This window comes from Streptomyces sp. AHA2, from assembly GCF_036857595.1.
GTDB lineage: Bacteria > Actinomycetota > Actinomycetes > Streptomycetales > Streptomycetaceae > Streptomyces.
The window spans coordinates 1-25,063 of the sequence record NZ_JAUQWJ010000038.1 but is presented as its reverse complement, the minus strand read 5'-3'; the positions used below and the strand labels follow the sequence as shown (position 1 = coordinate 25,063).

The 25,063-nt window shown below is 72.3% G+C and carries 23 protein-coding genes and 1 pseudogene; 22 read left to right on the top strand and 2 right to left on the bottom strand.

Features of this window, described 5'->3' with window-relative positions; translation table 11 throughout:
- The 7 genes and pseudogenes from Q5694_RS34375 to nusB all read left to right on the top strand — a co-directional run.
- A pseudogene (locus tag Q5694_RS34375) lies at window positions 1-122 on the top strand (chorismate synthase); the annotation flags it as partial.
- Complete coding sequence (locus tag Q5694_RS34370; RefSeq protein WP_333937445.1) at window positions 119-634, top strand: shikimate kinase; 516 nt, start codon at window positions 119-121, stop codon at window positions 632-634. The pseudogene Q5694_RS34375 and the gene Q5694_RS34370, both read left to right, overlap by 4 nt.
- On the top strand, window positions 631-1,722 hold the full coding sequence (aroB, locus tag Q5694_RS34365; protein ID WP_333937444.1) for a 3-dehydroquinate synthase: 1,092 nt from the start codon (window positions 631-633) through the stop codon (window positions 1,720-1,722). The genes Q5694_RS34370 and aroB overlap by 4 nt, the downstream gene beginning before the upstream one ends.
- 161 nt (window positions 1,723-1,883) lie before the next feature.
- Window positions 1,884-2,789, top strand: coding sequence for a Pro-rich N-terminal domain-containing protein (locus Q5694_RS34360; protein WP_333937443.1), 906 nt, complete (start codon window positions 1,884-1,886; stop codon window positions 2,787-2,789).
- A gap of 103 nt (window positions 2,790-2,892) precedes the next feature.
- Entirely contained in the window at window positions 2,893-4,008 is a 1,116-nt protein-coding gene (locus tag Q5694_RS34355; RefSeq protein ID WP_333937442.1) for an aminopeptidase P family protein, read from the top strand.
- Window positions 4,009-4,057: 49 nt separating this feature from the next.
- Window positions 4,058-4,624: an elongation factor P gene (efp, locus tag Q5694_RS34350; RefSeq protein ID WP_333937441.1), complete on the top strand. Its 567-nt coding sequence runs from the start codon at window positions 4,058-4,060 to the stop codon at window positions 4,622-4,624.
- A 2-nt stretch (window positions 4,625-4,626) separates the two neighbouring features.
- Entirely contained in the window at window positions 4,627-5,061 is a 435-nt protein-coding gene (gene nusB, locus Q5694_RS34345) for a transcription antitermination factor NusB (RefSeq protein ID WP_184981683.1), read from the top strand.
- 193 nt (window positions 5,062-5,254) lie between these two features.
- Here nusB and bldD read toward each other — a convergent pair whose 3' ends face one another.
- Entirely contained in the window at window positions 5,255-5,758 is a 504-nt protein-coding gene (bldD, locus tag Q5694_RS34340) for a transcriptional regulator BldD (protein WP_020938842.1), read from the bottom strand.
- 266 nt (window positions 5,759-6,024) lie between these two features.
- Between bldD and pyrR the strand changes: the two genes are divergently transcribed.
- The 14 genes from pyrR (at window position 6,025) to Q5694_RS34270 (ending at window position 22,650) form a co-directional block, all read left to right on the top strand.
- Entirely contained in the window at window positions 6,025-6,591 is a 567-nt protein-coding gene (gene pyrR / locus Q5694_RS34335; protein ID WP_333937440.1) for a bifunctional pyr operon transcriptional regulator/uracil phosphoribosyltransferase PyrR, read from the top strand.
- A 102-nt stretch (window positions 6,592-6,693) separates the two neighbouring features.
- On the top strand, window positions 6,694-7,671 hold the full coding sequence (locus Q5694_RS34330) for an aspartate carbamoyltransferase catalytic subunit (RefSeq protein WP_333937439.1): 978 nt from the start codon (window positions 6,694-6,696) through the stop codon (window positions 7,669-7,671).
- 5 nt (window positions 7,672-7,676) lie between these two features.
- Window positions 7,677-8,963, top strand: coding sequence for a dihydroorotase (locus Q5694_RS34325; RefSeq protein ID WP_333937438.1), 1,287 nt, complete (start codon window positions 7,677-7,679; stop codon window positions 8,961-8,963).
- Window positions 8,960-9,529, top strand: a complete 570-nt coding sequence (locus tag Q5694_RS34320; protein WP_333937437.1) for a PH-like domain-containing protein — start codon at window positions 8,960-8,962, stop codon at window positions 9,527-9,529. Before Q5694_RS34325 ends, Q5694_RS34320 begins: the two co-directional genes overlap by 4 nt.
- On the top strand, window positions 9,526-10,668 hold the full coding sequence (gene carA, locus Q5694_RS34315; protein ID WP_333937436.1) for a glutamine-hydrolyzing carbamoyl-phosphate synthase small subunit: 1,143 nt from the start codon (window positions 9,526-9,528) through the stop codon (window positions 10,666-10,668). Before Q5694_RS34320 ends, carA begins: the two co-directional genes overlap by 4 nt.
- Window positions 10,661-13,969, top strand: a complete 3,309-nt coding sequence (carB, locus tag Q5694_RS34310) for a carbamoyl-phosphate synthase large subunit (RefSeq protein ID WP_333937435.1) — start codon at window positions 10,661-10,663, stop codon at window positions 13,967-13,969. Before carA ends, carB begins: the two co-directional genes overlap by 8 nt.
- Before the next feature lie 70 nt (window positions 13,970-14,039).
- Window positions 14,040-15,146: a quinone-dependent dihydroorotate dehydrogenase gene (locus tag Q5694_RS34305; RefSeq protein WP_333937433.1), complete on the top strand. Its 1,107-nt coding sequence runs from the start codon at window positions 14,040-14,042 to the stop codon at window positions 15,144-15,146.
- Entirely contained in the window at window positions 15,143-15,988 is an 846-nt protein-coding gene (gene pyrF, locus Q5694_RS34300) for an orotidine-5'-phosphate decarboxylase (protein WP_333937432.1), read from the top strand. The genes Q5694_RS34305 and pyrF overlap by 4 nt, the downstream gene beginning before the upstream one ends.
- A 276-nt stretch (window positions 15,989-16,264) precedes the next feature.
- A complete protein-coding gene (locus Q5694_RS34295; protein ID WP_003977346.1) occupies window positions 16,265-16,588 on the top strand; it encodes an integration host factor in 324 nt (107 codons plus the stop codon).
- Between the two features lie 58 nt (window positions 16,589-16,646).
- Entirely contained in the window at window positions 16,647-17,240 is a 594-nt protein-coding gene (gene gmk / locus Q5694_RS34290) for a guanylate kinase (protein WP_333937430.1), read from the top strand.
- A gap of 70 nt (window positions 17,241-17,310) precedes the next feature.
- Complete coding sequence (gene rpoZ, locus Q5694_RS34285; protein ID WP_003988945.1) at window positions 17,311-17,583, top strand: DNA-directed RNA polymerase subunit omega; 273 nt, start codon at window positions 17,311-17,313, stop codon at window positions 17,581-17,583.
- A gap of 107 nt (window positions 17,584-17,690) precedes the next feature.
- On the top strand, window positions 17,691-18,893 hold the full coding sequence (gene coaBC / locus Q5694_RS34280) for a bifunctional phosphopantothenoylcysteine decarboxylase/phosphopantothenate--cysteine ligase CoaBC (RefSeq protein ID WP_333937429.1): 1,203 nt from the start codon (window positions 17,691-17,693) through the stop codon (window positions 18,891-18,893).
- Between the two features lie 237 nt (window positions 18,894-19,130).
- Complete coding sequence (gene metK, locus Q5694_RS34275; protein ID WP_333937428.1) at window positions 19,131-20,339, top strand: methionine adenosyltransferase; 1,209 nt, start codon at window positions 19,131-19,133, stop codon at window positions 20,337-20,339.
- Between the two features lie 157 nt (window positions 20,340-20,496).
- The gene (locus Q5694_RS34270) at window positions 20,497-22,650 is read left to right on the top strand and encodes a primosomal protein N' (RefSeq protein WP_333937427.1); all 2,154 of its coding nucleotides are present in this window, start codon (window positions 20,497-20,499) and stop codon (window positions 22,648-22,650) included.
- A gap of 358 nt (window positions 22,651-23,008) precedes the next feature.
- On the opposite strand, the gene Q5694_RS34265 is transcribed toward Q5694_RS34270, so the two are convergent.
- Complete coding sequence (locus Q5694_RS34265) at window positions 23,009-23,554, bottom strand: hypothetical protein (protein WP_333937426.1); 546 nt, start codon at window positions 23,552-23,554, stop codon at window positions 23,009-23,011.
- Window positions 23,555-23,882: 328 nt separating this feature from the next.
- Here Q5694_RS34265 and fmt point away from each other — a divergent pair, with 328 nt between their 5' ends.
- Window positions 23,883-24,815: a methionyl-tRNA formyltransferase gene (gene fmt, locus Q5694_RS34260; protein WP_333937425.1), complete on the top strand. Its 933-nt coding sequence runs from the start codon at window positions 23,883-23,885 to the stop codon at window positions 24,813-24,815.
- Window positions 24,816-25,063 lie beyond the last annotated feature (248 nt).

Below are 25,063 nucleotides of genomic sequence, written 5' to 3'. Positions count from 1 at the left end.
TGGCCGAGGCCATGGTGGCCCTCGTCCTCGCCGACGCGGTGGCGGAGAAGTTCGGCGGCGACAGCGTGGCCGAGACCTGCCGCAACGTCACCGCCTACCTCGACCACCTCGCCATCCGATGAGCGGGCCGCTGGTCGTGCTGGTCGGCCCGATGGGCGTGGGCAAGTCCACCGTCGGCCGGCTGCTGGCCGGGCGGCTCGGGGTCGCCTACCGGGACACCGACGACGACATCGTCGCCGGGCAGGGCCGGACCGTCGCCGAGATCTTCGTCGACGAGGGAGAGTCCGCCTTCCGGACGCTGGAGAAGGCGGCCGTGCACCGCGCCGTCGCCGAGCACGACGGCGTGCTCGCGCTGGGCGGCGGCGCGATCCTCGACGAGGACACGCGTGCGCTGCTCGCCGGGCAGCGCGTGGCGTACCTGGCGATGGACGTCGAGGAGGCCGTCAAGCGCACCGGCCTCAACGCGGCCCGTCCGCTGCTCGCGGTCAACCCGCGCAAACAGTGGCGCGAGCTGATGGAGGCCCGCCGGCACCTCTACGAGGAGGTCGCCACGGTCGTGATCGCCACGGACGGCCGAACGCCCGAAGAGGTCACAGAAGTCGCCCTCGACGTACTGGAGTTGAAGAAGGCATGAGCGAGGCAGTCACCCGGATCCAGGTCGGCGGCACCGCGGGCACCGAGCCCTACGAGGTCCTGGTGGGCCGTCAGCTGCTGGGCGAACTGGGCGGGCTGATCGGCGGCAAGGCCAAGCGGGTCGCGGTCATCCACCCCGAGGCGCTCGCCGAGACCGGTGACGCGCTGCGCGCCGATCTGGCCGAGCAGGGCTACGAGGCCGTCGCCATCCAGGTGCCCAACGCCGAGGAGGCCAAGACCGCCGAGGTCGCCGCCTACTGCTGGAAGGCCCTCGGCCGGTCCGGCTTCACCCGCACCGACGTCGTCGTGGGCGTGGGCGGCGGCGCCACCACGGACCTCGCCGGGTTCGTGGCCGCCACCTGGCTGCGCGGGGTCCGCTGGGTCGCCGTCCCGACGACCGTGCTGGCCATGGTCGACGCGGCCGTCGGCGGCAAGACCGGGATCAACACCGCCGAGGGCAAGAACCTCGTCGGCGCCTTCCACCCGCCCGCCGGAGTCCTGTGCGACCTGGCCGCGCTGGAGTCGCTGTCCGTCAACGACTACGTCTCCGGGCTCGCCGAGGTCATCAAGGCCGGCTTCATCGCCGACCCGGTCATCCTCGACCTGATCGAGTCCGACCCCGAGGCCGCCCGCACCCCGGCCGGGCCGCACACCGCCGAGCTGATCGAGCGTTCCATCCGGGTCAAGGCCGACGTGGTCTCGGCGGACCTGAAGGAGTCGGGCCTGCGGGAGATCCTGAACTACGGGCACACCCTCGGCCACGCCATCGAGAAGAACGAGCGCTACCAGTGGCGCCACGGCGCGGCCGTCTCGGTCGGCATGCACTTCGCCGCCGAACTGGGCCGCCTCGCGGGCCGGCTGGACGACGCGACCGCCGACCGGCACCGCACGGTCCTCGAAGCGGTCGGGCTGCCCCTGCACTACCGCTACGACCAGTGGCCCAAGCTGCTGGAGACCATGAAGGTCGACAAGAAGTCGCGCGGCGACCTGCTGCGCTTCATCGTCCTCGACGGGCTGGCCAAGCCCACCGTCCTGGAGGGACCCGACCCGGCCGTACTGCTCGCCGCGTACGGCGAAGTGGGCCAGTAAGTCCCCCGGCGCGCCTTCCGCCCGAATCGCCTTGCGGGGCCGGGCACTTCGGGCCGCCCCCGGCCGTTCACACGGGGACGACCGGGGGCGGTACCGTTCGGTGCAGCGGGTCCGCCCCCGCTGTCAGCGCCCATCGCCTGTACGAGACGGAGTGGCACCGGATGCAGCACGCAGTGGGTTCTCCGCTGCCGCCGCCCCATCAGCCGGGGCACGGACCGGCCGTCGGCTGGTCCCCGGCCGCACATCACCCGGGGCCGCAGCACCCCGGCGCGCACCAGGGCCCGGCGCCCGTGCCCCCGCCGCCCCCGGCGCCGGGCTATCCCGCGCCGCCTCCGGGTCCCGCCGCGCCGCCTCCGGGTCCCGCCGTGCCGCCTCCGGGTCCCGCCGTGCCGCCCCCACAGGCGTCCGCGCCGGCCGTGCCGGAGACCACCGGCCATGTGCCGCTGCCGCCGGGCGGGCCCGTCGCCATGCCGAGCGCCCCGCCCGCCGCGGCGGTCCCCGACCCGGCGGGCACGACCCTCGCGGTGCTGCTGATCGGCCCGGCGGGCGCGGGCAAGACCAGCGTCGCCAGGTACTGGGCGGACCACCGCCGCGTCCCCACGGCGCACATCAGCCTCGACGACGTGCGCGAATGGGTCCGTTCCGGCTTCGCCGACCCGCAGTCCGGGTGGAACGACAACTCCGAGGCCCAGTACCGCCTCGCCCGGCGCACCTGCGGCTTCGCCGCACGCAACTTCCTGGCCAACGGCATCTCGTGCATCCTCGACGACGCCGTCTTCCCCGACCGGCCGGTCGTCGGTCTCGGCGGCTGGAAGCGCCACGTAGGGCCGGGTCTGCTGCCCGTCGTCCTCCTGCCCGGCCTGGACATCGTCCTGGAACGCAACGCGGAGCGCTCCGGCAACCGCCGCCTGTCGGACGAGGAGGTCGCGCGCATCCACGGCCGCATGGCCGGCTGGTACGGATCGGGACTGCCGATCATCGACAACTCCCAGCTGGACGTGGAGGAGACGGCCCGGGTCCTGGACGAGGTCCTCGCCAGGTCCCTGGCGAGCCCGCCGCAGTGGTGACGGCGCCCCGGGGAGGCGGGCAGGCACGGGCGGCGCACGTCCGGCTGCCCCACTCGGCCTCTCCCGAACGGCGCCGGACGCGGGAAGCTCATACGCTCGGGTCATGTCAGAGGTGTACGCGGCCCGCCGGACGCGTCTGAGGGAAATCTGCAACGCGGGCGGCAGCGCGGCGGCGCTCGTCTCCCGCCCCGCCAACGTGCGCTACCTCGCGGGTGCCGCCCCGCCCGGCGCCGCCCTCCTGCTGGGCCGCACCCCGCAGGAGGACCTCCTGGTGTGCGCCGGCGCGACGGCCGACCGACCCGCCCAGGAGCGCCCCGACGAGGCGCTGCGTGTACGGACCCTGCCGGGAGCCGCCCCGGGCGATCCGGCCGTCGCCGCGGCCGGCGTCGCGGCGGAGCACGGCACGGACTCGCTCGCCGTCGAGGAGCACCACCTCACCGTGGCCCGGCACCGGGCCCTCGGCTCGGCCGCCCCCGCGATGCGCCTGGCCGACCTCGCCGGAGCGGTCGAGCAGCTCCGGGTCGTCAAGGACGAGGAGGAGATCTCCTCCCTCCGCATCGCCGCCGAGATCGCCGACCAGGCCCTCGGCGAACTGCTGGAGTCCATCCTGGTCGGCCGTACCGAGCGCCACCTCGCCCTCGAACTGGAAAGACGCCTGGTCGACCACGGGGCGGACGGTCCGGCCTTCCCCACCTCCGTGGGGACCGGCCCCAACTCCGGCCGCCCGGGCCACCGTCCCACCGACCGCCGGGTCGAGGAGGGCGACTTCCTCTCGGTGTGCCTCGGCGCGACGTACCGCGGCTACCGGTGCGAGATCGGCCGCACCTTCGTGATCGGCACCGCCCCCGCGGAATGGCAGATCGAGCTGTACGACCTGGTCTTCGCCGCCCAGCGGGCCGGTCGCGAGAGCCTCGTACCCGGCGCCGCCTGCCGGGACGTCGACCGCGCGGCCCGCCAGGTCCTGGACTCCGCCGGGTACTCGGAGGGCCTGACCGTCCTGACCGGACACGGCGTCGGGCTCGAAATCGACGAGGACCCTCAATTGAGTCCCGCGGCCATGGGTAAACTGGACGCTTGCGTGCCGGTCACCGTCGAACCTGGGGTCCACCTCCCGGGCCGGGGTGGTGTCCGGATCGATGACACGCTCGTCGTCCGCCCCGAGGCGGACGGCGGACCCGAGCTACTCACCATCACGACCAAGGAGCTGCTCGCCCTGTAGGCAGGTGCGTGCCCCGGGGTCGTACGTCAGTCCAGGAGATTCCGCAACCGTGGCTTCCACGAACGACCTCAAGAACGGCATGGTGCTCAAGCTCGAAGGCGGCCAGCTCTGGTCCGTCGTCGAGTTCCAGCACGTCAAGCCCGGCAAGGGCCCGGCCTTCGTGCGCACCAAGCTCAAGAACGTGCTCTCCGGCAAGGTCGTCGACAAGACCTTCAACGCCGGCGTCAAGGTCGAAACGGCCACCGTCGACAAGCGGGACATGCAGTTCTCCTACATGGACGGCGAGTACTTCGTCTTCATGGACATGGAGACGTACGACCAGCTGCACGTCGACCGCAAGGCCGTCGGCGACGCCGCCAACTTCCTGATCGAGGGCTTCACCGCCACGGTCGCGCAGCACGAGGGCGAGGTGCTCTTCGTCGAGCTGCCGGCCGCCGTCGAGCTGACCGTGCAGGAGACCGAGCCGGGCGTCCAGGGCGACCGCTCCACCGGTGGCACCAAGCCCGCGACCCTGGAGACCGGCCACCAGATCCAGGTCCCCCTCTTCATCACCACCGGTGAGAAGATCAAGGTCGACACCCGCTCCAGCGACTACCTCGGCCGGGTGAACAGCTAACCGTGGCTGCCCGCAACACGGCCCGTAAGCGCGCCTTCCAGATCCTCTTCGAGGGTGACCAGCGCGGCGCCGACGTCCTGACGGTCCTCGCGGACTGGGTGCGGCTCTCCCGGGCGGACACCCGGCAGCCGCCGGTCAGCGAGTACACGATGGAGCTCGTGGAGGGCTACGCGGAGCACGCGAAGCGCATCGACGAGCTGATCGCCCAGTACTCGGTGGGCTGGACGCTCGACCGCATGCCGGTCGTCGACCGCAACATCCTGCGGCTCGGCGCCTACGAGCTGATCTGGGTCGACGGGACTCCGGACGCCGTCGTGCTCGACGAGATGGTGCAGCTGGCGAAGGAGTTCTCGACGGACGAGTCGCCCTCGTTCGTCAACGGCCTCCTCGGCCGGCTGAAGGAGCTCAAGCCGTCGCTCCGCCGCGACGAGGTCTGAGGACCGACCCCCTACGCCGGAGGGCCCGCAGCGCTGACGCTGCGGGCCCTCCGGCGTAGGCCGGGCCCCTTGCGGGCCCCGATGGGCTCCGCAGCCCCGTACGACAGCGCCGGGGTGGCCGTGAACCATACGGTTCCGGCCACCCCGGCGGCACGTTTCTGCTGCTGTCGGGCCCGCTGCCCCGTGACGGGGGTCAGGCGTCCTCGTGGGTCGCCACGGCGCGGCGCGCGTCCGCGTCCAGCACGCCCCAGCTGATCAGCTGCTCGGTGAGGACCGAGGGGGACTGGTCGTAGATGACGGCGAGTGTGCGCAGGTCGTCCTGGCGGATCGAGAGCACCTTGCCGTTGTAGTCACCGCGCTGCGACTGGATCGTGGCCGCGTAGCGCTGCAGCGGGCCCGCCTTCTCGGCCGGGACCGTGGCCAGCCGCTCCAGGTCCAGGACCAGCTTCGGCGGCGGCTCGGCGGCGCCGCCCGGGGTGGTGCCCGGCAGCAGCTCCTGCACCGGAACGCCGTAGAAATCCGCCAGCTCGGCAAGGCGCTGCACGGTCACGGCACGGTCGCCGCGCTCGTACGAACCGACCACGACCGCCTTCCAGCGGCCCTGGGACTTCTCCTCGACACCGTGGAGGGAAAGGCCCTGCTGGGTGCGGATCGCCCGGAGCTTGGCCCCGAGCTGTTTGGCGTATTCGCTGGACATATAGCTCCCCGGCACTGTGTCGACGCGTCTGGCGTGGGTGCCAGCCCGCGCGGCTGGTAACTCACTGTGAGGTTACGCAGCGTTACTCTGCCGCGTCAAGCCGAATGGTCCGCACCGACTCTTCCGTGGTAGTGGCCTTGCGTTGCGCCGGATGGGTGATCCATGGGGGCCGTTCGGGTGACCGTGGGGACCTGCTACCGTGTATGGCGCAATCCCGACGTCCTTTAAGGTCCGTCCCGTGAGGCGGAGAAGGAGGTCCGTTTCGTATGGACACGCACGACTCGCAGTCCGATGCCAGGCCCGTTCTGGAAGGGCCCGACATCGCACGGGTGCTGACCCGTATCGCCCACGAGATCGTCGAACGCGCCAAGGGCGCCGACGACGTGGTGCTCCTCGGCATTCCGACCCGGGGCGTCTTCCTCGCCCGCAGGATCGCCGACAAGCTCGAGCAGATCACCGAGCGCAAGGTTCCGTGCGGCTCGCTCGACATCACCATGTACCGCGACGACCTGCGCATGCACCCGCCGCGTGCGCTGGCCCGCACCGAGATCCCCGGTGACGGCATCGACGGCAGGCTGGTCGTCCTCGTCGACGACGTGCTCTTCTCCGGCCGCACCATCCGCGCCGCCCTCGACGCGCTGAACGACATCGGGCGCCCGCGCGCGGTCCAGCTCGCCGTGCTCGTCGACCGCGGTCACCGCGAACTGCCCATTCGCGCCGACTACGTCGGCAAGAACCTCCCCACGTCGTTGCGGGAGACGGTCAAGGTCCTGCTCGCCGAGGAGGACGGTCGCGACACCGTGCTGCTCGGCGCCAAGCCGGACGCCCAGTAGCGCCTCAGGCGTACGCCGCCGTCGTACGCCGGCTCAGTGCGCGCTCGCGCGCGCCCGTCTGCCCCGAATCTCCCGTTTGAACTGCCTTACGGAGCCTGACAGATGCAGCGTCATCTCATCTCGGCCGCCGACCTCACCCGCGACGACGCCGTCCTGATCCTCGACACCGCCGAGGAGATGGCCCGCGTCGCCGACCGGCCGATCAAGAAGCTGCCGACCCTGCGCGGCCGCACGATCGTCAACCTCTTCTTCGAGGACTCCACCCGCACCCGGATCTCCTTCGAGGCCGCCGAGAAGCGGCTGTCGGCGGACGTCATCAACTTCTCCGCCAAGGGCTCCAGCGTCTCCAAGGGGGAGTCCCTGAAGGACACCGCCCAGACCCTGGAGGCCATGGGCGTCGACGCCGTGGTCATCCGGCACGGCGCCTCCGGGGCGCCGTACCGTCTGGCGAACTCCGGCTGGATCGACGCGGCCGTCGTCAACGCCGGCGACGGCACCCACCAGCACCCCACCCAGGCCCTGCTGGACGCCTTCACCATGCGCCGCCGCCTGATCGGCCCGGACGCCGGCCTCGGCCAGGACCTCGAGGGCAAGCGCATCACCGTCGTCGGCGACGTGCTGCACAGCCGGGTCGCCCGCTCCAACGTCGACCTGCTGCACACCCTCGGCGCCGAGGTCACCCTCGTCGCCCCGCCGACCCTGCTGCCCGTCGGCGTCGAGACCTGGCCCTGCGAGGTCTCCTACGACCTCGACAGCACCCTGACCAAGTCGGACGCGGTGATGATGCTGCGCGTCCAGCGCGAGCGCATGAACGCCGCGTTCTTCCCCACCGAGCGCGAGTACTCCCGGCGCTACGGACTCGACGGCGACCGCATGGCGCGGATGCCCGGACACGCCATCGTGATGCACCCCGGCCCGATGGTCCGCGGCATGGAGATCACCGCCGAGGTCGCCGACTCCGACCGCTGCACCGTCGTCGAGCAGGTCGCGAACGGAGTGTCCATCCGGATGGCCGTCCTGTACCTGCTGCTCGGTGGAAACGAGCCCGCCGTCACCCACCCCCGTACCGAGGAGAAGTAAGACAGATGAGCAAGACCCTGATCCGTGGTGCGAAGGTGCTCGGCGGCGAGCCGCAGGACGTGCTGATCGACGGCGGGACGATCGCCGAGGTGGGGACCGGCCTGAGCGCCGAGGGCGCGGAGGTCGTCGAGGCGGAGGGCAAGGTGCTGCTGCCCGGCCTGGTCGACCTGCACACCCACCTGCGCGAACCCGGCCGCGAGGACTCCGAGACCGTCCTCACCGGCACCCGGGCCGCGGCCTCCGGCGGCTACACCACCGTCTTCGCCATGGCCAACACCTTCCCGGTGGCCGACACCGCCGGCGTCGTCGAGCAGGTCTGGCGGCTCGGCAAGGAGCACGGCTACTGCGACGTCCAGCCGATCGGTGCCGTCACGGTCGGCCTCGACGGCAAGAAGCTCGCCGAGCTCGGCGCCATGCACGAGTCGGCCGCCGGCGTCACCGTCTTCTCCGACGACGGCAAGTGCGTCCACGACGCCGTGATCATGCGCCGGGCCCTGGAGTACGTGAAGGCCTTCGGCGGTGTCGTCGCCCAGCACGCGCAGGAGCCGCGGCTGACCGAGGGCGCCGAGATGAACGAGGGCGTCGTCTCCGCCGAGCTGGGTCTCGGCGGCTGGCCCGCGGTGGCCGAGGAGTCGATCATCGCCCGGGACGTCCTGCTCGCCGACCACGTCGGCTCCCGCGTCCACATCTGCCACCTGTCGACCGCCGGGTCCGTCGAGATCGTCCGCTGGGCCAAGTCCCGCGGCATCGCCGTCACCGCCGAGGTCACCCCCCACCACCTGCTCCTCACCGACGAGCTGGTCCGCTCCTACGACCCCGTCTACAAGGTCAACCCGCCGCTGCGCACCGAGCGCGACGTGATGGCCCTGCGCGAGGCGCTCGCCGACGGCACGATCGACATCGTCGCCACCGACCACGCCCCGCACCCGCACGAGGACAAGGACTGCGAGTGGGCCGCCGCCGCCATGGGCATGGTCGGCCTGGAGACCGCGCTGTCGGTCGTGCAGGAGACCATGGTCGACACGGGCCTGCTGGACTGGGCCGGCGTCGCCGACCGGATGTCCGTCAAGCCCGCGCAGATCGGGCAGGCCGCCGGCCAGGGCCGTCCCGTCTCGGCAGGTGAGCCCGCCAACCTCACCCTGGTCGACACGGCATACCGTGGGCTGGTGGACCCCGCGGGCTTCGCCTCGCGCAGCCGCAACACCCCCTACGAGGGCCGCGAGCTGCCGGGCCGTGTGACGCACACGTGGCTGCGGGGCAAGGCCACGCTCGTCGACGGGAAGCTCACGTGACACCTGTACTCCTGCTGGCCGCCGAGAAGGAATCGGCGGAAGTGACCGACTGGGCCGCCCGCATCGGCTGGGTCGTCGGCCTCGCCCTGTTCGTCGCGCTCGTCTACTGGCTGATGCGCGAGGGCTGGAAGTGGCGCGGCACGCTCCAGGGCGACCTGCCCGAGCTGCCCACCGCTCCGGACGACCCGGGCCCCGCCCGGCTCACGATGACCGGCCGCTACCACGGCTCCACCACCGCCGGACAGTGGCTCGACCGCATCGTCGCCCGGGGCCTGGGCGCCCGCAGCCGCGCCGAGCTGACGCTGACGGACGCCGGCCTCGACGTCGTGCGCCCCGGGGCGAGCGATTTCTTCGTGCCGGTGGCGCAGCTGCGTGAAGCCCGGCTCGACAAGGGCATCGCCGGCAAGGTGCTCACCGAGGGCGGCCTGCTCGTCGTCACCTGGGAGCACGGGGACCGGCTGATCGACTCCGGTTTCCGTTCCGACCACGCGGCCGAGCACAACGCGTGGGTCGAAGCCCTCACCAACATGATCGAAACGAACAGCACGGAAGGCGCCGAACGATGACCACCTCCACCAGGGGAGCCGCAAGAACTCCCGCCGTACTCGTCCTGGAGGACGGCCGGGTCTTCCGGGGCCGCGCCTACGGGGCCGTGGGGGAGACCTTCGGCGAAGCGGTGTTCTCCACCGGCATGACCGGCTACCAGGAGACCCTCACCGACCCCTCCTACCACCGCCAGGTCGTGGTGATGACCGCCCCGCACGTCGGCAACACCGGCGTCAACGACGAGGACATGGAGTCCCAGCGCATCTGGGTCTCCGGCTACGTCGTGCGCGACCCCGCGCGCGTGCCGTCCAGCTGGCGCTCGCGGCGCACCCTCGACGAGGAGCTGGCCGCGCAGGGCGTCGTCGGGATCTCCGGCGTCGACACCCGCGCCCTCACCCGCCACCTGCGCGAGCGCGGCGCCATGCGCGTCGGCATCTTCAGCGGCGACGCCGTCCAGGACGACGCCGCGCTCCTGGCGCGCGTGCAGGAAGCCCCGCAGATGAAGGGCGCGAACCTTGCCGCCGAGGTCGCCACCACCGAGGCGTACGTCGTCCCGGCCCAGGGCGAGAAGAAGTTCACCGTCGCCGCCGTGGACCTCGGCATCAAGGGCATGACCCCACACCGCATGGCCGAACGCGGCATCGAGGTGCACGTCCTCCCGGCCACCGCGAGCGTCGAGGACGTCTACGCCGTGAACCCGGACGGCGTCTTCTTCTCCAACGGCCCGGGCGACCCGGCCACCGCCGACCACCCCGTCTCCGTCATGCAGGGCGTCCTGGAGCGCGGCACCCCGCTGTTCGGCATCTGCTTCGGCAACCAGATCCTGGGACGCGCCCTCGGCTTCGGCACCTACAAGCTGAAGTACGGCCACCGCGGCATCAACCAGCCCGTCCAGGACCGCACGACCGGCAAGGTCGAGGTCACCGCGCACAACCACGGCTTCGCCGTCGACGCGCCGCTCGACGAGGTCGCCGACACCCCGTTCGGCCGTGCCGAGGTGTCGCACGTCTGCCTGAACGACAACGTGGTGGAGGGGCTCCAGCTCCTCGACCGCCCCGCCTTCAGCGTCCAGTACCACCCCGAAGCGGCAGCGGGCCCGCACGACGCCGCCTACCTGTTCGACCGCTTCGTCTCCCTGATGGAGGGCCAGCGTGCCTAAGCGCACCGATATCCAGTCCGTCCTGGTCATCGGCTCCGGCCCGATCGTCATCGGCCAGGCCGCCGAGTTCGACTACTCCGGCACCCAGGCGTGCCGCGTGCTGAAGTCCGAGGGCCTCAGGGTCATCCTCGTGAACTCCAACCCGGCGACGATCATGACCGACCCGGAGATCGCCGACGCCACCTACGTCGAGCCGATCACCCCCGAGTTCGTCGAGAAGATCATCGCCAAGGAGCGGCCCGACGCGCTGCTGCCCACCCTGGGCGGCCAGACGGCCCTCAACACGGCCATCTCGCTCCACGAGAACGGCGTCCTCGACAAGCACGGCGTCGAGCTGATCGGCGCCAACGTCGAGGCGATCCACAAGGGCGAGGACCGCGACCGGTTCAAGGAGGTCGTGGAGGAGGTCCGCAAGAAGATCGGGCACGGCGAGTCCGCCCGGTCCTACATCTGCCACTCCATGGACGACGTCCTCAAGGGCGTCGAGGAGCTCGGCGGCTACCCGGTCGTGGTCCGCCCCTCCTTCACCATGGGCGGCGCCGGTTCCGGCTTCGCCCACGACGAGGAGGAGCTGCGCCGCATCGCGGGCACCGGCCTCACGCTCTCGCCGACCACCGAGGTGCTCCTGGAGGAGTCCATCCTCGGCTGGAAGGAGTACGAGCTGGAGCTGATGCGCGACAAGAACGACAACGTCGTGGTCGTCTGCTCCATCGAGAACTTCGACCCGATGGGCGTGCACACCGGCGACTCCATCACCGTCGCCCCGGCGATGACCCTCACCGACCGTGAGTACCAGATCCTGCGCGACATCGGCATCGCCGTGATCCGCGAGGTCGGGGTCGACACCGGCGGCTGCAACATCCAGTTCGCGGTGAACCCCGAGGACGGCCGGGTCATCGTCATCGAGATGAACCCGCGCGTGTCCCGCTCCTCGGCCCTGGCCTCCAAGGCCACCGGCTTCCCGATCGCCAAGATCGCCGCCAAGCTGGCCGTCGGCTACACGCTGGACGAGATCCCGAACGACATCACGCAGGAGACCCCGGCCTCCTTCGAGCCGACGCTCGACTACGTGGTCGTGAAGGCGCCGCGCTTCGCCTTCGAGAAGTTCCCCAGCGCCGACTCCACCCTCACCACCACCATGAAGTCGGTCGGCGAGGCCATGGCCATCGGCCGCAACTTCACCGAGGCCTTCCAGAAGGCCCTGCGCTCCCTGGAGAAGAAGGGCAGCCAGTTCACCTTCGTCGGCGACCCCGGTGACAAGACGCAGCTCCTCGAGCAGGCGGTCCGGCCGACCGACGGCCGCATCAACACCGTCATGCAGGCCATCCGCGCCGGAGCCACGCCCGAGGAGGTCTTCGACTACACGAAGATCGACCCGTGGTTCGTCGACCAGCTCTTCCTGATCAAGGAGATCGCCGACGAGCTGGCCGAGGCCCCCGAGCTGACGACCGACCTGCTCGCCGAGGCCAAGCGGCACGGCTTCTCCGACACGCAGATCGGCGAGATCCGCGGCCTGCGCGAGGACGTCGTCCGCGAGGTCCGGCACGCCCTCGGCATCCGCCCGGTCTACAAGACGGTCGACACCTGCGCCGCCGAGTTCGCCGCGAAGACGCCGTACTTCTACTCCTCCTACGACGAGGAGAGCGAGGTCGCGCCCCGGACCAAGCCGGCCGTCATCATCCTGGGCTCCGGCCCGAACCGCATCGGCCAGGGCATCGAGTTCGACTACTCCTGCGTCCACGCCTCCTTCGCGCTCAGCGACGCCGGCTACGAGACGGTGATGGTCAACTGCAACCCGGAAACCGTCTCCACCGACTACGACACCTCCGACCGCCTGTACTTCGAGCCGCTGACGCTGGAGGACGTGCTGGAGATCGTGCACGCCGAGCAGCAGGCCGGACCCGTCGCGGGCGTCGTCGTCCAGCTCGGCGGCCAGACCCCGCTCGGTCTGTCGCAGGCGCTGAAGGACAACGGCGTGCCGATCGTCGGCACCTCCCCGGAGGCCATCCACGCCGCCGAGGACCGCGGCGCCTTCGGCCGGGTCCTCGCCGAGGCCGGCCTGCCCGCGCCGAAGCACGGCACGGCCACCACCTTCGCCGAGGCCAAGGCCATCGCCGACGAGATCGGCTACCCGGTCCTGGTGCGCCCCTCGTACGTCCTCGGCGGACGCGGCATGGAGATCGTCTACGACGAGACGCGCCTGGAGGCGTACATCGCCGAGTCGACCGAGATCAGCCCGTCCCGGCCGGTCCTGGTCGACCGGTTCCTCGACGACGCCATCGAGATCGACGTCGACGCCCTCTACGACGGCGAGGAGCTGTACCTCGGCGGTGTCATGGAGCACATCGAGGAGGCCGGCATCCACTCCGGCGACTCGGCGTGCGCGCTGCCCCCGATCACCCTCGGCGGCTTCGACATCAAGCGCCTGCGCGCCTCCACCGAGGCCATCGCCAAGGGCGTCGGCGTGCGCGGCCTGATCAACATCCAGTTCGCGATGGCCGGGGACATCCTCTACGTCCTGGAGGCCAACCCGCGCGCCTCGCGCACCGTCCCCTTCACCTCGAAGGCGACGGCGGTGCCGCTGGCCAAGGCCGCCGCCCGCATCTCGCTGGGCGCGACCGTCGCGGAACTGCGCGCCGAGGGCCTGCTCCCGGCCACCGGCGACGGCGGGGAACTGCCGCTGGACGCGCCGATCTCCGTCAAGGAGGCCGTCATGCCGTGGTCGCGCTTCCGCGACATCCACGGCCGCGGCGTCGACACCATCCTCGGCCCCGAGATGCGCTCCACCGGCGAGGTCATGGGCATCGACTCCGTCTTCGGCACGGCGTACGCCAAGTCGCAGGCCGGCGCCTACGGACCGCTGCCCACCAAGGGCCGCGCGTTCATCTCGGTCGCCAACCGCGACAAGCGCTCGATGATCTTCCCGGCCCGTGAGCTGGTCGCGCACGGCTTCGAGCTGCTGGCCACCTCCGGCACGGCCGAGGTCCTCAAGCGCAACGGCATCAACGCCACGGTCGTGCGCAAGCAGTCCGAGGGCACCGGCCCGAACGGCGAGAAGACGATCGTCCAGCTCATCCACGACGGCGAGGTCGACCTCATCGTCAACACCCCGTACGGCACCGGCGGCCGCCTCGACGGCTACGACATCCGCACGGCGGCCGTGGCGCGCTCCGTGCCCTGCCTGACGACGGTCCAGGCGCTGGCCGCCGCCGTCCAGGGCATCGACGCCCTCAACCGCGGCGACGTGAGCGTCCGCTCGCTCCAGGAACACGCGGAACACCTGACCGCGGCCCGCGACTAGCAGCCCCGAGGGGGACACCGGAAACGGTGTCCCCCTCTTGGTGAGGACGTCACGTCTTCGTGAGGACACCATGTACAAGATCTTCTTCCGTCTCGTCTTCAAACGGCTGGACCCGGAGCAGGCCCACCACCTGGCCTTCCGCTGGATCCGCCTGGCCGCCCGGATGCCCGTGCTGCGCACCTTCCTCGCGGCCGCCCTCGCGCCGCGCCACAAGGAACTGCGCACCGAGGCCCTGGGCCTGCGCATGCACGGCCCCTTCGGGCTGGCCGCGGGCTTCGACAAGAACGCCGTCGGCATCGACGGCATGGCCATGCTCGGCTTCGACCACGTCGAGATCGGCACGGTGACCGGCGAACCGCAGCCGGGCAACCCCAAGCAGCGGCTGTTCCGCCTGGTCCAGGACCGGGCCCTGATCAACCGCATGGGCTTCAACAACGACGGCTCGCTGCGCGTCGCCGCCCGCCTGGCCTCCCGCAGGCCGGTCTTCAAGACGGTCGTCGGCGTCAACATCGGCAAGACCAAGGTCGTCCCCGAGGAGGAGGCCGTCGCCGACTACGTGAAGTCCGCCGAGCGGCTCGCGCCCCACGCCGACTACCTCGTGGTCAACGTCTCCTCCCCGAACACGCCCGGCCTGCGCAACCTCCAGGCCACCGAGGCGCTGCGCCCCCTGCTGAGCGCGGTGCGCGAGGCTGCCGACCGGGCCGTGCCCGCGCGGCGCGTCCCGCTGCTGGTCAAGATCGCGCCGGACCTCGCCGACGAGGACGTCGACGCCGTCGCCGACCTCGCCGTCGAACTCGGCCTGGACGGGATCATCGCCACCAACACCACCATCGCCCGCGAGGGGCTCGGCCTGAGGTCCGCCCCCGGCCTGGTCGAGGAGACCGGCGGCCTGTCGGGGGCACCCCTGAAGGAGCGGTCCCTGGAGGTCCTGCGCCGCCTCTACGCGCGCGTGGGGGACCGGATCACCCTGGTGGGGGTCGGTGGCATCGAGAACGCCGAGGACGCCTGGCAGCGCATCCTGGCCGGCGCCACGCTCGTCCAGGGCTACAGCGCCTTCGTCTACGAGGGCCCTTTCTGGGGCCGGGCCATCCACAAGGGGCTCGCCGCCCGTCTGGCGACCAGCCCCTACGCCACGCTCGCCGACGCGGTGGGCGCCGACGTGAGGAAGACGGCATGAGTGCCCTGGAACCCTTCGGCGCACGCCTGCGCCGCGTCATGGACGAGCGCGGCCCGCTGTGCGTGGGCATCGACCCGCACGCGTCGCTGCTGGCCGAGTGGGGCCTGAACGACGACGTGGCGGGCCTGGAGCGGTTCAGCCGCACGGTCGTCGAGGCGGTGGCCGACCGGGTCGCCGTGCTCAAGCCGCAGAGCGCGTTCTTCGAGCGCTTCGGCTCCAGGGGCGTCGCCGTCCTGGAGCGGTCGGTCGCCGAGGCCCGGGCGGCGGGCGCGCTGGTGGTGATGGACGCCAAGCGGGGCGACATCGGCTCGACCATGGCCGCCTACGCGGAGTCCTTCCTGCACAAGGACGCGCCGCTGTTCTCCGACGCGCTCACGGTCTCGCCCTACCTCGGCTACGGCTCGCTCGCCCCGGCCGTCGCGCTGGCCCGGGAGAACGGCGCCGGGCTGTTCGTGCTGGCGCTGACCTCCAACCCCGAGGGCGGCGAAGTGCAGCATGCCGTGCGCCCCGACGGCCGGACCGTGGGGGCGACGATGCTCGCCCACCTGGCCGCCGAGAACGCCGGCGAGCAGCCCCTGGGTTCCTTCGGCGCGGTCGTCGGCGCCACGCTCGGTGACCTGTCGGCCTACGACCTGGACATCAACGGTCCGCTCCTCGCGCCCGGGATCGGCGCCCAGGGAGCCACGCCGGCCGGTCTTCCCCGGGTCTTCGGCCCGGCGGTGCGCAAGGTCGTGCCGAACGTCAGCCGGGGAGTGCTGCGCCACGGTCCCGACACGGTCGCTCTGCGTGACGCGTCGGAACGCTTCGCGGAGGAGATCCGTCAGGCCGTGGCGTCCTCCTGAGGCGGTCCAGACCACCGGCGGGACCTCCGGCGGGTGGTCCGAAGAGCTGTTGAATCTGAATACATCCTCAAATCCCGGGCAGTATGTCCTAAATGTCCGTTCACCTGAAGGCTGACCAGGACTTTTCCGCTGTTCTCGCTGACTCCGGCGGACTTGCCCGCTAGTCTCCGACGAGAGAGCGGGCAAGCGTGTGTTGCTCGTACCTCCCCAGGTGTGGGGCGACTAGGTTCCTCACCGGTCCGTATCCGACAGTTCGACATCCGAGGTGACGTAGGCGTGGCTCTTCCGCCCCTTACCCCTGAACAGCGCGCAGCCGCGCTCGAAAAGGCCGCCGCGGCTCGCCGGGAGCGGGCCGAGGTCAAGAATCGACTCAAGCACTCCGGCGCCTCCCTTCACGAGGTCATCAAGCAGGGCCAGGAGAACGACGTCATCGGCAAGATGAAGGTCTCCGCCCTCCTCGAGTCGCTGCCGGGCGTGGGCAAGGTCCGCGCCAAGCAGATCATGGAGCGACTCGGCATCTCCGAGAGCCGCCGCGTGCGGGGTCTCGGTTCCAACCAGATCGCCTCCCTGGAGCGTGAGTTCGGCAGCACCGGCTCCTGAACCGGTCACTCCGGGGAAGCGAGTCCCGGGCACTCCGGGATTGCTGGATAATCGCTGCATGGCAGCAACACCCCGGGGGACGTCCCCCGTACCCCCGGACGCACGTCCGCGGCTGACCGTGCTCTCCGGCCCCTCCGGGGTCGGCAAGAGCACGGTCGTCGCCCATATGCGCAAGCAGCACCCCGAGGTCTGGCTCTCGGTGTCGGCGACGACCCGCAGGCCCCGCCCCGGCGAGCAGCACGGAGTCCACTACTTCTTCGTCACCGACGACGAGATGGACAAGCTGATCGCCAACGGCGAGCTGCTGGAGTGGGCCGAGTTCGCCGGCAACCGCTACGGCACGCCGCGTGCGGCCGTCCAGGAGCGCCTGGAGAAGGGCGAGCCGGTCCTCCTGGAGATCGACCTCCAGGGCGCCCGTCTGGTCCGGGAGTCGATGCCCGAGGCCCAGCTGGTGTTCCTGGCCCCTCCCTCCTGGGAGGAGCTGGTGCGCCGGCTCACCGGGCGGGGCACCGAGCCGCCCGAGGTCATCGAGCGCAGGCTCGACGCGGCGAAGATCGAACTCGCCGCGGAACCGGAGTTCGACACCACCCTGGTCAACACCTCCGTCGAGGACGTGGCGCGCGAGCTGCTAGCCTTGATGGACGTCGTGTGACCATCGCTGACCGATCCGGTCCTCGCTGATCATCCTGACAGGTTCTTTCCCATCCATCGGAAGGTAGAGCGTGTCCTCTTCCATCTCCGCGCCCGAGGGCATCATCAACCCGCCGATCGACGAGCTCCTCGAGGCCACCGACTCGAAGTACAGCCTCGTGATCTACGCGGCCAAGCGGGCCCGCCAGATCAACGCGTACTACTCGCAGCTCGGCGAGGGCCTCCTCGAGTACGTCGGTCCTCTCGTCGACACCCACGTCCACGAGAAGCCGCTCTCGATCGCCCTCCGCGAGATCAACGCGGGGCTCCTGACGTCCGAGGCCGTCGAGGGCCCGGCGCAGTAAGTACGATTTGCAGCTTGACGCTGACTTGTCCACAGGCCCGGCAGGCCGACTGCCGGGCCTGTGGTGTGTGATGGGACATGTACGTCGCCGAGGTCCGGGGAGAGACAGTGGACAAGCCCAAGGTCGTGCTGGGGGTCAGCGGCGGCATCGCCGCGTACAAGGCCTGTGAGCTGCTGCGGCGGCTGACCGAGTCGGGCCACGACGTGCGCGTGGTCCCCACCGCCTCCGCCCTGCACTTCGTCGGCGCCGCCACCTGGTCCGCCCTGTCCGGCAACCCGGTCTCCACCGAGGTCTGGGACGACGTCCACGAGGTCCCGCACGTCCGCATCGGGCAGCACGCCGACCTGGTCGTCGTCGCCCCCGCCACCGCCGACCTGCTCGCCAAGGCGGCCCACGGCCTCGCCGACGACCTGCTCACCAACACCCTGCTCACCGCCCGCTGTCCCGTCGTCTTCGCCCCCGCGATGCACACGGAGATGTGGGAGCACCCGGCCACCCAGGAGAACGTCGCGACGCTGCGCCGCCGCGGCGCCCTCGTCGTCGAGCCCGCCGTGGGCCGCCTCACCGGCGCCGACACCGGCAAGGGCCGCTTCCCCGACCCGACCGAGATCTTCGAGGTCTGCCGCCGGGTGCTGGCCCGGGGCGTACGCGAGCCCGATCTGACCGGGCGGCACGTCGTCATCAGCGCGGGCGGCACCCGGGAACCCCTCGACCCCGTCCGCTTCCTCGGCAACCGCTCCTCCGGCAAGCAGGGCTACGCCCTCGCCCGCACCGCCGCCGCCCGCGGCGCCCGGGTCACGCTCATCGCCGCCAACAGCACCCTGCCGGACCCCGCCGGGGTGGACGTGGTCCCGGTCGGCACGGCCGTGCAACTGCGCGAGGCGGTCCTCGGGGCCGCCGCCGGCGCCGACGCCGTGGTGATGGCGGCGGCCGTCGCCGACTTCCGCCCCGCCGCCTACGCCACCGGCAAGATCAAGAAAAAGGACGACCGGGAGCCCGAGCCGATCGCACTGGTGCGGAATCCGGACATCCTCGCCGAGATCTCCACCGACCGGCCGCGCCCCGGACAGGTGATCGTCGGCTTCGCGGCGGAGACCGACGACGTCCTGGCCAACGGCCGCGCCAAGCTCAAGCGCAAGGGCTGCGACCTGCTGGTCGTGAACGAGGTGGGCGAGCGCAAGACCTTCGGTTCCGAGGAGAACGAGGCGGTCGTGCTCGGCGCCGACGGCAGCGAGACCGCGGTGCCGCACGGCCCCAAGGAGGCCTTGGCCGACATCGTGTGGGACCTCGTGGCCGAACGTCTGCCCTGAGCGCTCCGCCACTTCAGCGCGGCTGGAAACCGGGTCGATCCGGGCGTGGCGCCTCTGGCCAACGCCGCTCGCCATTGGGCAGAATGCCCGTGCCGCAGGTCACAGCGCTCCCGAGTGGCGAGACAGGGGGGCCGTGTCCGAAGCGTCACCCGTAAACTGTTCCACGGACGGCGCCGGGTGCAGCCCCCGCCGTCCGCCAATGATCAGCCAGCAGCCGCTGCAACCCCAGGGAGCGTTGTGTCCCGTCGCCTGTTCACCTCGGAGTCCGTGACCGAGGGTCACCCCGACAAGATCGCTGACCAGATCAGCGACACCATTCTCGACGCGCTCCTGCGCGAGGACCCCTCCTCGCGCGTCGCCGTCGAGACCCTGATCACGACCGGCCTGGTGCACGTGGCCGGCGAGGTCACGACCAAGACGTACGCGGACATCGCGACGCTGGTCCGGAACAAGATCCTCGAGATCGGCTACGACTCCAGCAAGAAGGGCTTCGACGGCGCCTCCTGCGGCGTGTCGGTGTCGATCGGCGCGCAGTCCCCGGACATCGCCCAGGGCGTGGACACGGCGTACGAGACCCGTGTCGAGGGTGACGACGACGAGCTCGACAAGCAGGGCGCGGGCGACCAGGGCCTGATGTTCGGCTACGCGACGGACGAGACGCCGACGCTGATGCCGCTGCCGATCTTCCTGGCCCACCGCCTGTCCAAGCGCCTGTCCGAGGTCCGCAAGAACGGCACGATCCCCTACCTGCGCCCGGACGGCAAGACGCAGGTCACCATCGAGTACGACGGTGACAAGGCGGTCCGTCTGGACACGGTGGTGGTCTCCTCCCAGCACGCCTCCGACATCGACCTGGACTCGCTGCTCGCTCCCGACATCAAGGAGTTCGTGGTCGAGCCGGAGCTGAAGGCGCTGCTGGACGAGGGCATCAAGCTCGACACGGAGAACTACCGCCTCCTGGTCAACCCGACCGGCCGTTTCGAGATCGGCGGCCCGATGGGCGACGCCGGCCTGACCGGCCGCAAGATCATCATCGACACCTACGGCGGCATGGCTCGTCACGGCGGCGGTGCCTTCTCCGGCAAGGACCCGTCCAAGGTCGACCGCTCCGCGGCCTACGCGATGCGCTGGGTCGCCAAGAACGTGGTGGCCGCGGGCCTGGCGACGCGCTGCGAGGTGCAGGTCGCGTACGCGATCGGCAAGGCCGAGCCGGTCGGCCTGTTCGTCGAGACCTTCGGCACCGCCAAGGTCGACACCGACCGGATCGAGAAGGCGATCGACGAGGTCTTCGACCTGCGCCCGGCCGCCATCATCCGCGACCTGGACCTGCTCCGCCCGATCTACTCCCAGACCGCCGCGTACGGCCACTTCGGCCGTGAGCTGCCGGACTTCACCTGGGAGCGCACCGACCGCGTGGACGCCCTGCGCAAGGCGGCCGGACTGTAGTCCCGGCCGCACCTCACCTGCGCGGCGAGGCCCGGCACCCTTCGGGGGGCCGGGCCTCGCCGCGTCCGGGAGGCGGACGTCCCGCCGGGTGCCGGCGGTCGCAGCCGGGGAACCCGGCAGCCGTCGGATGTCAGTGCCGTTTGGTAAGAATGCAGGCGTGAGCAGCGAGGACGAGCAGGCGGGCGGCGGGGCGGAGGGCGCCCCGCCCGAGCAGCTCGCGCTCATCCGCGAGAGCGTCCGCAAGGCCAGGACGCCCCGGGCCAAGCCGCGGACGTGGCGCGGAGCCGCACTCGCCAAGGAACTGCCCGTCGCCCGCGTCCTCGTCGACAAGGGCGTGCTCCACCTCGACCGCTACTTCGACTACGCGGTGCCCGAGGAGCTGGACGAGCAGGCCCGGCCGGGCGTCCGGGTCAGGGTGCGCTTCGGCGCCGGGCGGCACCGGGTGCGGGACGGACGCCGCGAGGGCGGGGGCCTGATCGACGGCTTCCTGATCGAGCGGCTGCCCGAGTCCGACTACTCCGGGCCGCTGGCCGCGCTGGCCCAGGTCGTCTCGCCCGAGCAGGTGCTCAGCGACGAACTGCTCGGACTGGCCCGCGCGGTCGCCGACCGGTACGCGGGCAGCCTCGCCGACGTGCTGCAGCTGGCCGTGCCGCCCCGCAACGCCCGGGCCGAACAGCGCCCCTCGCCCGAGCCGCTGCCCCCGCCCGGGGCGCCCGAGCCGGGATCGTGGCAGCGCTACGAGCGCGGGGCGGCGTTCCTGCAGTCCCTCACCTCGGGCGGTGCGCCCCGGGCCGTGTGGAACGCGCTGCCCGGCCCGCAGTGGAGCGAGGAGCTGGCCCGGGCCGTCGCGGCGACGCTGGCGTCCGGGCGCGGTGCCCTGGTGGTCCTGCCCGACGGGCGCGCGGTCGCCCGGGTCGACGCCGCGCTGACCGCGCTGCTGGGGGAGGGGAGGCACGCGGTCCTCACGGCCGACGCCGGCCCCGAGAAGCGGTACGCGCGGTGGCTCGCGGTGCGGCGCGGCTCCGTGCGGGCCGTGATCGGCACCCGGGCCGCGATGTTCGCCCCCGTTCAGGACCTGGGCCTGGTGGCCCTCTGGGACGACGGCGACGACAGCCACGGCGAGCAGCACGCCCCCCAGCCGCACGCCCGCGAGGTGCTGCTCCTGCGCGCCGCTCAGGACCGGTGCGGCTTCCTGCTGGGCGGCTGGGCCTGCACGGTGGAGGGCGCGCAGCTCGTCGAGACCGGCTGGGCGCGACCGCTCGTCGCCGGGCGCGACCAGGTGCGCTCCGCAGCGCCCCTCGTACGGACCGTCGGGGACGGGGACCTCGCCCGGGACGAGGCCGCCCGGGCCGCCCGGCTCCCCACCCTCGCCTGGCAGGTCGTCAGGGACGGCCTGAAGCAGGGGCCGGTGCTCGTGCAGGTGCCACGGCGGGGATACGTGCCGCGCATGGCCTGCGCCCGGTGCCGGGCACCCGCGCGGTGCCGGCACTGCTCCGGGCCGCTGGAGACGAGGGACGGCGGGGTGCTGCACTGCGGCTGGTGCGGCCGTGAGGAGGGCGCCTGGCACTGCCCGGAGTGCGGCGCCTTCCGGCTGCGTGCCTCGGTCGTGGGAGCGCGGCGGACCGCCGAGGAACTCGGCCGGGCGTTCCCGGCGGTCCCGGTGCGGACCTCGGGACGTGAGCACGTGCTGGACACGGTGCCGGGCACGCCCGCGCTCGTCGTCAGCACGCCGGGGGCGGAGCCCGTCGCCGAGGGCGGCTACGCGGCCGCCCTGCTCCTGGACGGCTGGGCCATGCTCGGGCGGCCCGATCTGCGCGCCGGGGAGGACGCGTTGCGGCGGTGGATCGCCGCCGCGGCCCTGGTCCGGCCGCAGCCGGCCGGGGGCACGGTGGTGGTCGTGGCTGAGCCGACGCTGCGGCCCGTGCAGGCGCTGGTGCGCTGGGATCCGGTCGGGCACGCGGTGCGGGAGCTCGCCGAGCGGGCCGAACTGGGTTTCCCGCCGGTGTCCCGGATGGCCGCGGTGTCCGGCCCCGGGGAGGCGGTGGCCGACTTCCTCCGGGCCGCGGACCTTCCGCCCGAGGCCGAGGTGCTGGGACCCGTGCCCGTGCCGGTGCCGGCAGCGGGGCGGCCGCGGCGGGCCGGGGCCCCGCCGCCCGGGGAGCAGTGGGAGCGGGCCCTGGTGCGGGTGCCGCCGGGCCGGGGCGCGGCCCTGGCGGCGGCGCTCAAGGCCGCGCAGGCGGCGCGGATGGCCCGGGGGAGCGCTCAGGGGGCCGGGGTGTGGGTGCGGATCGATCCCGCCGACATCGGGTGAGGGCCGTGGGCTTCCGGCCCTGGACGAAGCCCGGCCTCGTGGAGACTCGGCGCCGGGGGAACCCCTGCGGAGGGCGGCCGGGCGCCGGAGTGAGGAGACCTGGCGGGGGCACGGGCCCCTGGCAGGCGACGGGCATCCGTGGAGGCCGTGGGATACCTGGCGGGGGCCGCGGGCGTCCGGCGGAAGCCGAGGGCACTTGGCTGTGATGCGGGCATCCGGCGAGGGTGCGGCGACCTGCGGTGTGCAAGCAGCGGAGACGCGGCCCTGATGCGCGGCCGCCCTCCCGGAGGGGGGCCGGGAGGGCAGGCGGTGGGCGGGCAAGCCGTCGTTGGTCAGCCGTGGTGGTCAGCCGTGGTGGTCAGCCGTTGCGCGGGCCGGGGAAGGCCGTGGGCCGTACCTCGTCGCGGAGCGCCGGGCTGCCCGCCGTGGGCTGCGTCGGCATGGAGCGGGCCGCGGGGACCGTCGGCATCGTGGGAAGCCCGGCGGGCACGTTGACCGTGCGCGTACCGGACGGCTCCGGGGTGCGCTCCGGCTCGGCCGTGACCGTCTGGGCGGTGGCCCGGCGGGCGCCGTAACGACGGTGCACCGCCTGTTTGGTGACACCCAGTGCGGAGCCGACGGCGTCCCACGAGAAGCCGAGGGAGCGGTCGAAGTCCACGGCCGCCGTCACCAGGGTCTCGACACTGTCCCGCAGTTCCTGGGCGAGACGTACGGTCGGGGCGGGTGCGCGTCCGTAGACGACGAAGCCCGTGGACGGGCCGGAGCGGCGCGGGCGGTAGACGTTGCCCAGCTGGGCGGTCAGGGTGCGCAGTGCGTCCACCTGCCGGCGGACCCGCTCGATGTCCCGCACCAGCAAGTGCAGGCTGGCCCGAGCCTGGGCGTCGTGGGTTGCGTGGTCGGCCATGAACAAGCCTCTCGAACCGGCGTTGAAAGGAAGGGGCCGCGCGACTGCGGCCCTCTGTGGTCAACTCTGTCTTGACCAACGCGGATTCGCTCCGCTGGTCACGGTGTGGGGGCGTAGGGGCATATGCGTGCGCCTGTCTGCGCGGGGCGTGCGCCTCGGCCTTCCGGCCTCGGGCGGGTGCCCCCCACCCGCGCATCACCCGTGACCGGTGGCCGAGGGGCTGAGCCTCTCCGTGCGGGCAGGCCGCCGTCGGCGGCCTTGCGCGTCCGGCTCATAGACTTGGGCGCTGCCCGTCGTCCGCCCCCGTCCGAGAGGCTCCCAGCACCCCATGAAGCTCGTCTTCGCCGGTACACCCGAGGTCGCCGTTCCCGCCCTCGACGCCCTTCTCGCCTCCGGGCGGCACGAGGTGGCCGCCGTCGTCACGCGGCCCGACGCTCCGGCCGGGCGGGGGCGCAGGCTCGTCGCGTCGCCCGTGGCCGAGCGGGCGGAGGAGGCCGGGATCGAGGTGCTGAAGCCGGTGAAGCCGAAGGACCCCGAGTTCCTGGAGCGGCTGCGGGAGATCGCGCCGGACTGCTGCCCCGTCGTCGCCTACGGCGCCCTGCTGCCCCGGGTCGCCCTCGACGTCCCCGCGCACGGCTGGGTGAACCTGCACTTCTCCCTGCTGCCCGCCTGGCGGGGCGCCGCGCCCGTGCAGCACGCCATCATGGCCGGTGACGAGATCACCGGGGCGTCGACGTTCCTCATCGAGGAGGGGCTGGACTCGGGGCCGGTGTACGGGACGGTGACCGAGCAGATCCGGCCCACCGACACCAGCGGGGACCTGCTGACGCGGCTCGCGTTCGCCGGCGCCGGGCTGCTCGCGGCGACCATGGACGGCATCGAGGACGGCACGCTGAAGGCCGTGCCGCAGCCCGCCGAGGGCGTGAGCCTGGCGCCGAAGGTCGACGTCGAGGACGCGCACGTGGACTGGTCCGCGCCCGCGCTGCGCGTCGACCGGGTGGTGCGGGGCTGCACCCCGGCGCCCGGTGCCTGGACCACGTTCCGCGGCGAGCGGCTCAAGCTCATCCAGGTCACGCCGGTGTCCGACCGCACGGACCTCGCACCGGGGGAGATCGCCGCCGGGAAGAACAGCGTGCACGTCGGCACCGGTTCCTACGCGGTGGAGCTGCTGTGGGTGCAGGCCCAGGGCAAGAAGCCGATGCGGGCGGCCGACTGGGCCCGCGGGGTGCGGATCGGCGAGGGGGAGCGACTCGCAAACTGACGCCCGGCCAGGGGCCGCGCGCCTCCGCCACTGCTGCGGGCCGGCCCCCGGCCGCGTGCCCCAGCCGCCGGCCGGGTCGCCCGGCACCCGGCGGTGGGTCTCCGTCGGCTGTCGGGTCGTGCGACGCCGGATCGCCTGTCTTCGTCGTTGTTGTCTGGCCGCCCGGTGCCCGGGGTGCCTTCGGCGTGGCCCCGCCGTCCGGCGCCCCGCCGCGTCCGCCTCCGCCGGTTCCGCTCGGCTCCCGGCGG

Excerpts from the sequence above, each read along its gene's own strand:
- Q5694_RS34265 (WP_333937426.1), bottom strand. The coding sequence starts at position 23,554 with ATGGCCGACCACGCAACCCACGACGCCCAGGCTCGGGCCAGCCTGCAC.
- Q5694_RS34360 (WP_333937443.1), top strand. The coding sequence starts at position 1,884 with ATGCAGCACGCAGTGGGTTCTCCGCTGCCGCCGCCCCATCAGCCGGGG.
- bldD (WP_020938842.1), bottom strand. The coding sequence starts at position 5,758 with ATGTCCAGCGAATACGCCAAACAGCTCGGGGCCAAGCTCCGGGCGATC.
- gmk (WP_333937430.1), top strand. The coding sequence starts at position 16,647 with ATGGCAGCAACACCCCGGGGGACGTCCCCCGTACCCCCGGACGCACGT.
- carA (WP_333937436.1), top strand. The coding sequence starts at position 9,526 with ATGACCACCTCCACCAGGGGAGCCGCAAGAACTCCCGCCGTACTCGTC.
- Q5694_RS34330 (WP_333937439.1), top strand. The coding sequence starts at position 6,694 with ATGCAGCGTCATCTCATCTCGGCCGCCGACCTCACCCGCGACGACGCC.
- Q5694_RS34370 (WP_333937445.1), top strand. The coding sequence starts at position 119 with ATGAGCGGGCCGCTGGTCGTGCTGGTCGGCCCGATGGGCGTGGGCAAG.
- aroB (WP_333937444.1), top strand. The coding sequence starts at position 631 with ATGAGCGAGGCAGTCACCCGGATCCAGGTCGGCGGCACCGCGGGCACC.
- pyrR (WP_333937440.1), top strand. The coding sequence starts at position 6,025 with ATGGACACGCACGACTCGCAGTCCGATGCCAGGCCCGTTCTGGAAGGG.
- Q5694_RS34325 (WP_333937438.1), top strand. The coding sequence starts at position 7,677 with ATGAGCAAGACCCTGATCCGTGGTGCGAAGGTGCTCGGCGGCGAGCCG.
- Q5694_RS34305 (WP_333937433.1), top strand. The coding sequence starts at position 14,040 with ATGTACAAGATCTTCTTCCGTCTCGTCTTCAAACGGCTGGACCCGGAG.
- fmt (WP_333937425.1), top strand. The coding sequence starts at position 23,883 with ATGAAGCTCGTCTTCGCCGGTACACCCGAGGTCGCCGTTCCCGCCCTC.
- pyrF (WP_333937432.1), top strand. The coding sequence starts at position 15,143 with ATGAGTGCCCTGGAACCCTTCGGCGCACGCCTGCGCCGCGTCATGGAC.
- Q5694_RS34355 (WP_333937442.1), top strand. The coding sequence starts at position 2,893 with ATGTCAGAGGTGTACGCGGCCCGCCGGACGCGTCTGAGGGAAATCTGC.